At 42.7% G+C, this 6,738-nt stretch carries 5 protein-coding genes; 1 reads left to right on the top strand and 4 read right to left on the bottom strand.

Going from position 1 to position 6,738, the window contains the following annotated elements; all coding sequences use genetic code 11:
• On the bottom strand, positions 1–1,010 hold a 1,010-nt coding region (locus tag VOR_RS0104255; RefSeq protein ID WP_010318488.1), incomplete at its 3' end, for a peptide MFS transporter.
• 307 nt (positions 1,011–1,317) lie between these two features.
• Here VOR_RS0104255 and rfaH point away from each other — a divergent pair.
• Positions 1,318–1,818, top strand: coding sequence for a transcription/translation regulatory transformer protein RfaH (gene rfaH / locus VOR_RS0104250; RefSeq protein WP_010318487.1), 501 nt, complete (start codon positions 1,318–1,320; stop codon positions 1,816–1,818).
• Between the two features lie 81 nt (positions 1,819–1,899).
• Here the strand turns inward: rfaH and asnB are convergent, their stop codons facing one another.
• From asnB to nagC, 3 genes are all read right to left on the bottom strand, one after another.
• Positions 1,900–3,564, bottom strand: coding sequence for an asparagine synthase B (asnB, locus tag VOR_RS0104245; protein WP_010318486.1), 1,665 nt, complete (start codon positions 3,562–3,564; stop codon positions 1,900–1,902).
• 272 nt (positions 3,565–3,836) lie between these two features.
• A complete protein-coding gene (locus tag VOR_RS0104235) occupies positions 3,837–5,423 on the bottom strand; it encodes a cation:proton antiporter family protein (RefSeq protein WP_010318485.1) in 1,587 nt (528 codons plus the stop codon).
• A 98-nt stretch (positions 5,424–5,521) separates the two neighbouring features.
• Positions 5,522–6,736, bottom strand: a complete 1,215-nt coding sequence (gene nagC, locus VOR_RS0104230; protein WP_010318484.1) for a DNA-binding transcriptional regulator NagC — start codon at positions 6,734–6,736, stop codon at positions 5,522–5,524.
• Positions 6,737–6,738 lie beyond the last annotated feature (2 nt).

Here is a 6,738-nt window from a genome sequence, read left to right as displayed (position 1 = left end):
GTGGGATCATGGGGCGCATACCATAGGAAGCCTAGGGCTAAGAAGAACATCGCTAATGCAAACTTCATTGGCGAGTTTGGTTCACGCTTACCTAATTTTACCCATAATACGGCTAATACAGGGGCAAGAGTAATAATGAAAAATGGATTTAACGATTGGAACCAAGCCGCAGGTACCTCAAAACCACCGATCATACGATCAGTGTATTGCTGCGTGTAAATGTTCATTAAACCACCCGCTTGTTCGAAACCCGCCCAGAAAACGATGGTAAATAAACTCATCACAAGGATAACTTTGATACGATCTACTTCTGCTTTTGTTAGTGGTTCTTTATTTGCTGATTTTTTCAGCTTTAGATCACGCTTCGCTGCTGGTTCACGGCCAATATCACCAAGCCATGATTGAGCCATTGCCATTTGCATCACAAGGCTGATCAGCATACCAATACCAGCCGCCACAAAACCTGCTTTCCAACCAAATGAGTTAGTAACAGAACCAGAGATCACACCAGCAAGTAGCGCACCTAAATTGATCCCCATGTAGAAGATGGTGAACGCGCCATCACGACGGTTATCACCTTCATTATATAGGTCACCAACCATTGTTGAGATATTGGGCTTAAATAGACCGTTACCGCAGATAAGCAATGCAAGGCCTAAATAGAAAGTGTGTAGGGAACCGATCCCCAATGCATCAGCAGGTAGTGCAAGAGTAAATTGGCCAATAGCCATTAACGCACCACCAATCAGAATTGAACGACGTTGCCCAAGATAGTTGTCGGCAAGATAGCCGCCAATAAGAGGTGTTATATAGACTAGCCCAGTATAAGTACCGTAAAGATCGAGAGCATCTTTGGTTGACCAACCTAGCCCCCCATTTATAGTCGCGTCTGTTATGTAAAGTACCAAAATGGCGCGCATCGCATAATACGAAAAACGTTCCCATAGCTCTGTGCCAAAAAGTAAAAATAGGCCCCTTGGGTGCCCAAAGTATTGATGTTGGTTTGTCATAAGAATTATTAGTATTTGAGATGAGAAAAATTGTGCTTTAGATATACATTGGCTTTTAGCGTATCGCAATGAGTAAAATCAGTGTTTCATTCTGGTGGTGTTGATTAACTTATTGTTTTTTAATAGTGGTTTTGTCTATCAGTAAAGTTTTGTTGCCTCATGAAAACTTATCTTTCATTACTGATTTGTTGAATTTTCCTTACTCGGACATAAAGTGTTTATTGTTGTGTTTGGTTTATTAGCCGTTTATTGAGAAGATGGATGATGTTAGGATTCAAGAAAAAGAAAAGCAGTAGCTAGGAATAAAATGAAACGTTGGTATTTGTTGTATTGTAAACGTGGCGATCAGAGGCGTGCTAAAGCACACCTTGAAAATCAAGGTGTCGAATGTTTCTACCCAGAAATTGAGTTAGAGAGAATTCTTCGGGGTAAGCGGCAAGTTGTCAAAGAGCCACTTTTTCCCTCCTATATGTTCATTTACTTTGATTTTGAAATTGGCCCAACTTTTACTAGTGTTCGCTCTACTCGTGGTGTAGTCGATTTCATTCGATTTGGTCCGCATCCTAAGGAGTTAGACGGTGATTTGATCGGCGAGTTAAAGTCACTCGACCAAATGAAAAAACCGATGACATCGCTCAATATTCCTGAAAAAGGACAGGTGGTTAGGCTTAAAAGTGGGCAATTTTCAGGAATTGATGCCATTTATCAAGAACCCGATGGCGAGATGCGTTCGATTATGTTGGTTAAAATGATCAGCCAAGTGATACCGATGAGCATTGATAATAAGCATTTAGAATTGGATTCGTGATTGGCTCTCTACAGTAAGCTATTTAGACACATAAAAGGCGCATTCAGCGCCTTTTATGTTATGTATCACTCAAGGATTGGATCAGTACGCTTCATTGTGTACCGCTTTGACAGCTCGGCCTGATGGGTCAATACAATTTTTAAAGGATTCATCCCACTCAATTGCTTTGGCGGAAGAACAAGCCACAGAAGGACCTCCAGGAACGCATTGCGCAGCCGACTCTAACGGGAACAGCTCTTCAAAGATCTCGCGGTAAACATACCCTTCTTTTGTCGCTGGAGTATTATATGGGAAGCGGTATTTTGCTGTTTCCATCTGCTGATCGGTAATTTTTTCTTCAGCAACACTCTTTAGGGTGTCAATCCAGCTATAGCCCACACCATCGGAAAATTGCTCTTTTTGACGCCAAGCAATCGAGGCTGGAAGATAATCTTCAAAGCACTCACGTAGAATGTGTTTTTCCATTTTTCCATTACCACACATTTTGTCAGCAGGGTTAAGCCTCATCGCCACATCAATAAACTCCTTGTCTAGGAAAGGAACGCGTCCTTCCACTCCCCAAGCTGCTAAAGACTTATTAGCGCGAGCGCAGTCAAACAAGTTCAACGCCAGCAGTTTACGCACAGTTTCTTCGTGGAATTCTTGCGCGTTTGGTGCTTTGTGGAAGTATAAGTAACCACCGAAGATCTCATCCGCTCCTTCGCCAGAAAGGACCATTTTGATACCCATTGCTTTGATTTTTCGCCCCATCAAATACATAGGAGTAGAGGCTCGAATCGTCGTCACGTCATACGTTTCAATGTGGTAAATAACATCACGAATAGCATCTAAACCCTCTTGGATGGTATAAGTCATTTCGTGGTGTACAGTGCCAATTTTTTCAGCCACTTCGCGGGCGGCTTTAAGGTCTGGAGCACCGTCTAAACCCACCGCAAAAGAGTGAAGCTGTGGCCACCACGCTTCTGATTGTTCATCATCTTCAATTCGCATGGCAGCGTAACGTTTCGCAATGGCTGACGTAATTGAAGAGTCCAATCCTCCAGAAAGCAAAACACCATAAGGTACGTCTGTCATCAGTTGGCGCTTAACGGCCGCTTCTAATGCTTGTTTTAGATCTTCTTTACTACTGCTATTGCCTTGGACTGCCGCGTATTCATTCCAATCTCGAATATAGTAGCGCTGCGGACCAGCCTCTTTCGAGCTGTAGTAACTACCAGGAGGAAATTCACTGATGGTTTTACAAACGCTCACCAACGCTTTCATTTCGGAGGCGATATAGTAGTTACCGTGTTCGTCATGGCCTTGATACAGAGGGATGATACCAATGTGATCACGCCCGATAAGGTACTCATCTTTTTCTTCATCATAGAGCACAAAGGCAAAGATACCGTTGAGTTCTTCAAGCAGCGCGGCACCCATGTCTGCATAAAGCGCTAATATCACTTCGCAGTCAGAGTCGGTTTGAAAATCGTATTTGCCTTGGTAACGAGCACGAATTTCTTTGTGGTTATAAATCTCACCATTGACCGCTAATATGTGCTTTTTATTTGGGCTATAAAGGGGTTGTGCGCCGCTGTTTAAACCGACAATAGAAAGGCGCTCATGAGCCAAGATTGCTTTTTCTGAAGCATAGATGCCAGACCAGTCAGGGCCGCGGTGACGCATTTTTTTAGACATCTCTAGCGCTATTGGGCGTAACGCTGTTGCATCACTTTTAATATCAAGAATGCCAAATATAGAACACATACAACTTCCTTTTGATGATTTTTAATCTGTTGGGCCTAATTTGCCATTTTGGTTAAAAAAAGCAACCATATGGTGTTGTTAATATCATATAAGACGCATGCTGGTGGATTTGATTTAAATAAAATGCATTTTATGTGAATTTTTTCTATTTGTTTTCTGTTTTTGAGCGCTGATGGGTAAATTATGCCCAACTAAGCTCTGGGGCCGTATTGAGTTGGGCATAGAAATGACAATGTTTTATCTAAAAATTGCTATGGCTTACCTAGACATTATTACGGTTTAGTAAAATTAGGTTGGAGCTGTTTACATACATGGCGGGCAAAACCGCTACCCGCTTCGTTATAGATGTTGAATGCCGCATCAACACCACTTTCCAATAGCGATTCCAATTGGTCTGGGTATTCGGCGATGGCTGCGATTTGTCCTTTAAAATTACGGTGTTGTAATTGAGACAGCGCGATTTGGTTACCTTGATGATGCGGCATAGCAAGCAGTACGAGTTTTACATTACCAGTGTCTAGAATGCGCTCCCAGAAATCAGGGTCGGTTGCATCACCAGCAATAACATTGCGTCCTTGTGAACGATGATCATGAGCAACCTCTTCCCGGACTTCTATGCCTAAACTTATTTTGCCATAACGAGAGTGCAATTCATCATATGCACCTGTACCAATTCGGCCCATTCCTAATATAAGTACCTGAGCGTGACCCGGGTTAATTAATTGATCTTTGGTGTTGAGTTTTTCTGCGGCATGTTCTTTCAACCATTGCCGTGAATGTTGGTAGAGTTCATGGCCTTTACGGCTTATTGGTGCTGCGATCACAAATGAAATGGATACCGCAATGGCTAACGCAACTAATATGTCACCCGACATCCACCCCATTTTAAAAGCAAGACCACCCACAATTAGCCCAAATTCACTGAAATTGAATAAAGACAAGGTGGCCAACAGTGAAGTCCTCACTCGGAATTTAAAGCGGTTGAGTACCCAGAAATAGAGAATTGCTTTGATTGGAAGCAGCAGTAAGATCAACAATGCGAGCGCAAACCCAGTCATTGTGGGTTGTTCTGATAGTCCAATGTTGAGGAAAAAGCAGACGAGAAACAGCTCTTTTAGATTAAAGAGTGATTTTGACAACTCAGATGCTTTGCGATGGCCTGCTAGCAGCATGCCTAAAATCAGAGCACCAAGATCGGGTTTCATCCCAACCAATTCAAATGATCCTGCTCCGACCACTAACGCAAAAAATATACCAAATAGAACAAGCATTTCACCGTGACCAACCCAGTCGAGCAGTTTGTAAAATAGTGGCCGCATAAAGGGCAGGATCAATAAAGTGGCAGCGTACCAATGAGGAAGTTTTCCAGTCGAGACAGTTAAAAATATGACAGCAAAGATATCTTGCATTACAAGAATACCGATGGTGATAGTAGCGTATGTCGCGTTCATTTCTCCTTTCTCTTGCAGTGATTTAACCGCAAAAACAGTACTGGAGAATGACAAAGCAAAACCAAGCAGAACTAATTGTTCAATTGACATAGAGGCTAGACTACTAACGCCTAAGTATTTGAATATCAATAAAGCAATGCTGAAAATCCCTGTAGAAAGGAGGTTATGAACTGTGGCGCCAGCCCAAATCTCTCTAGCCAGTAAGGTTTTAATCTCCAGCTTAAGTCCAATTGTGAACAGCAATAAGGTCACCCCTAAATCAGCTAGGAGTAAAATGGTGTCGCTGCTGTGGTAGCCGGCAGCATTAAGGCCAAACCCAGCAACTAAAAATCCAACCAATGGGGGTAAGTTGCACTTCAAGGCAATAAATCCTGCGAAAAAAGCTGCTGAAATTAGGATAAGTTCCATAGATTCCTTTGTAGTGCTTTGGTTTAAAAAGAATGCTTGAGTTGTAAAAAAAGCCGTATCACGACGACACAGCTTCCAATTGTGATTCGTTCGGTAGTTTATTCGCCAAGCAATTTTTGGAGTAAGACGCCATTTAACATTGCTCGTTTAATCATAGCAAATGCGCCGATAGTTGGTTGTTTATCAATTTGCGACGCGACTATAGGTAAATTGGAATGGAAAGTTTTGAGGGATTGATTCTCAACATTCCGCTGAATTGCTGGGAATATGATTTCTTGGGCTGATGTAATTTGCCCTGCAATCACTACTTTTTGTGGATTGAATAAGTTGATTGTCATTGCAATGGCTTTACCTAGTTGGTTACCCACTCGAATTAAGCTCTGTTTTGCGAGCTCATCACCGAGATTGGCGTGCTCACACACATCATTGATGGTAATGCTCTCGATATTCGAGAGGCTAGATTCATAGCCTTGAGCAATCAGTTTTTTAACGCGAGATATAATGGCCGGGTTTGCGGCTACCGTTTCCAGACAGCCGAAGTTTCCACATTGACACTGTTCGCCGAGTGGATCGATTTGGATATGACCTATTTCACCCACGTTACGGTTATAGCCTAGGAATACTTGACCATTGACGATAATGCCAGCTCCAGTTCCTCTGTGTACGCTGACCAGAATAGAGTCTTGGCAATCTTTGCTGGCACCGAAATAGTGTTCGGCAAGCGCCATACCGCGCACGTCATTGCCGACAAAACATTCAACATGAAAATTATCACGAATGATGTCACCTAAAGCGAGTGCATCAATAGCAATGTTGGGCATGTATTCTACGACACCCGTTTCTGGGTTGACTAAGCCGGGTAGGGCAATACCAATGGCAATGAATTGTTCGATTCGCTCTTGCTGTTGTTTGATAAAAGTATTGAGGTAAAAAAGGAGTCCCTCAATTAATTGTGTTTGGTGAGAATAGTGAAACTCGTGATAGTCAGACGCGAGTTCTTTGCCACCTAAATTATATAAACTGAGCTGGATGTAATCTCGACCTAAACGTACGGCAACAGAGTGAAAAGGGGCGACTTCGGTTGTTAATGAGATAGCCCTGCGTCCGCCAGTAGAGGCTTGTTGTGCGACCTCTTTAATGAGGCCGCGTTCTAGAAGTTGGCGGGTTATTTTTGTAACACTTGCTGGAGCAAGTTGGCTCACATCGGCAACTTGAATTCGAGATATCGGACCTTGTAGGTCGATCAATCGATACACTGCTGCGCTGTTGAGTTGTTTGACTAAATCTACGTTACCTATTTGTCCGCCATTCATTA

This window comes from Vibrio ordalii ATCC 33509, from assembly GCA_000257205.1.
Taxonomy (GTDB): Bacteria; Pseudomonadota; Gammaproteobacteria; order Enterobacterales; family Vibrionaceae; genus Vibrio; species Vibrio ordalii.
Note: the sequence above shows the minus strand (reverse complement) of the source record. Positions and strands in the feature narration are given on the sequence as shown.

What these genes read in the sequence shown, in the direction of transcription:
- nagC (WP_010318484.1), bottom strand. Translation starts at nt 6,736, where the DNA reads ATGAATGGCGGACAAATAGGTAACGTAGATTTAGTCAAACAACTCAAC.
- rfaH (WP_010318487.1), top strand. Translation starts at nt 1,318, where the DNA reads ATGAAACGTTGGTATTTGTTGTATTGTAAACGTGGCGATCAGAGGCGT.
- VOR_RS0104235 (WP_010318485.1), bottom strand. Translation starts at nt 5,423, where the DNA reads ATGGAACTTATCCTAATTTCAGCAGCTTTTTTCGCAGGATTTATTGCC.
- asnB (WP_010318486.1), bottom strand. Translation starts at nt 3,564, where the DNA reads ATGTGTTCTATATTTGGCATTCTTGATATTAAAAGTGATGCAACAGCG.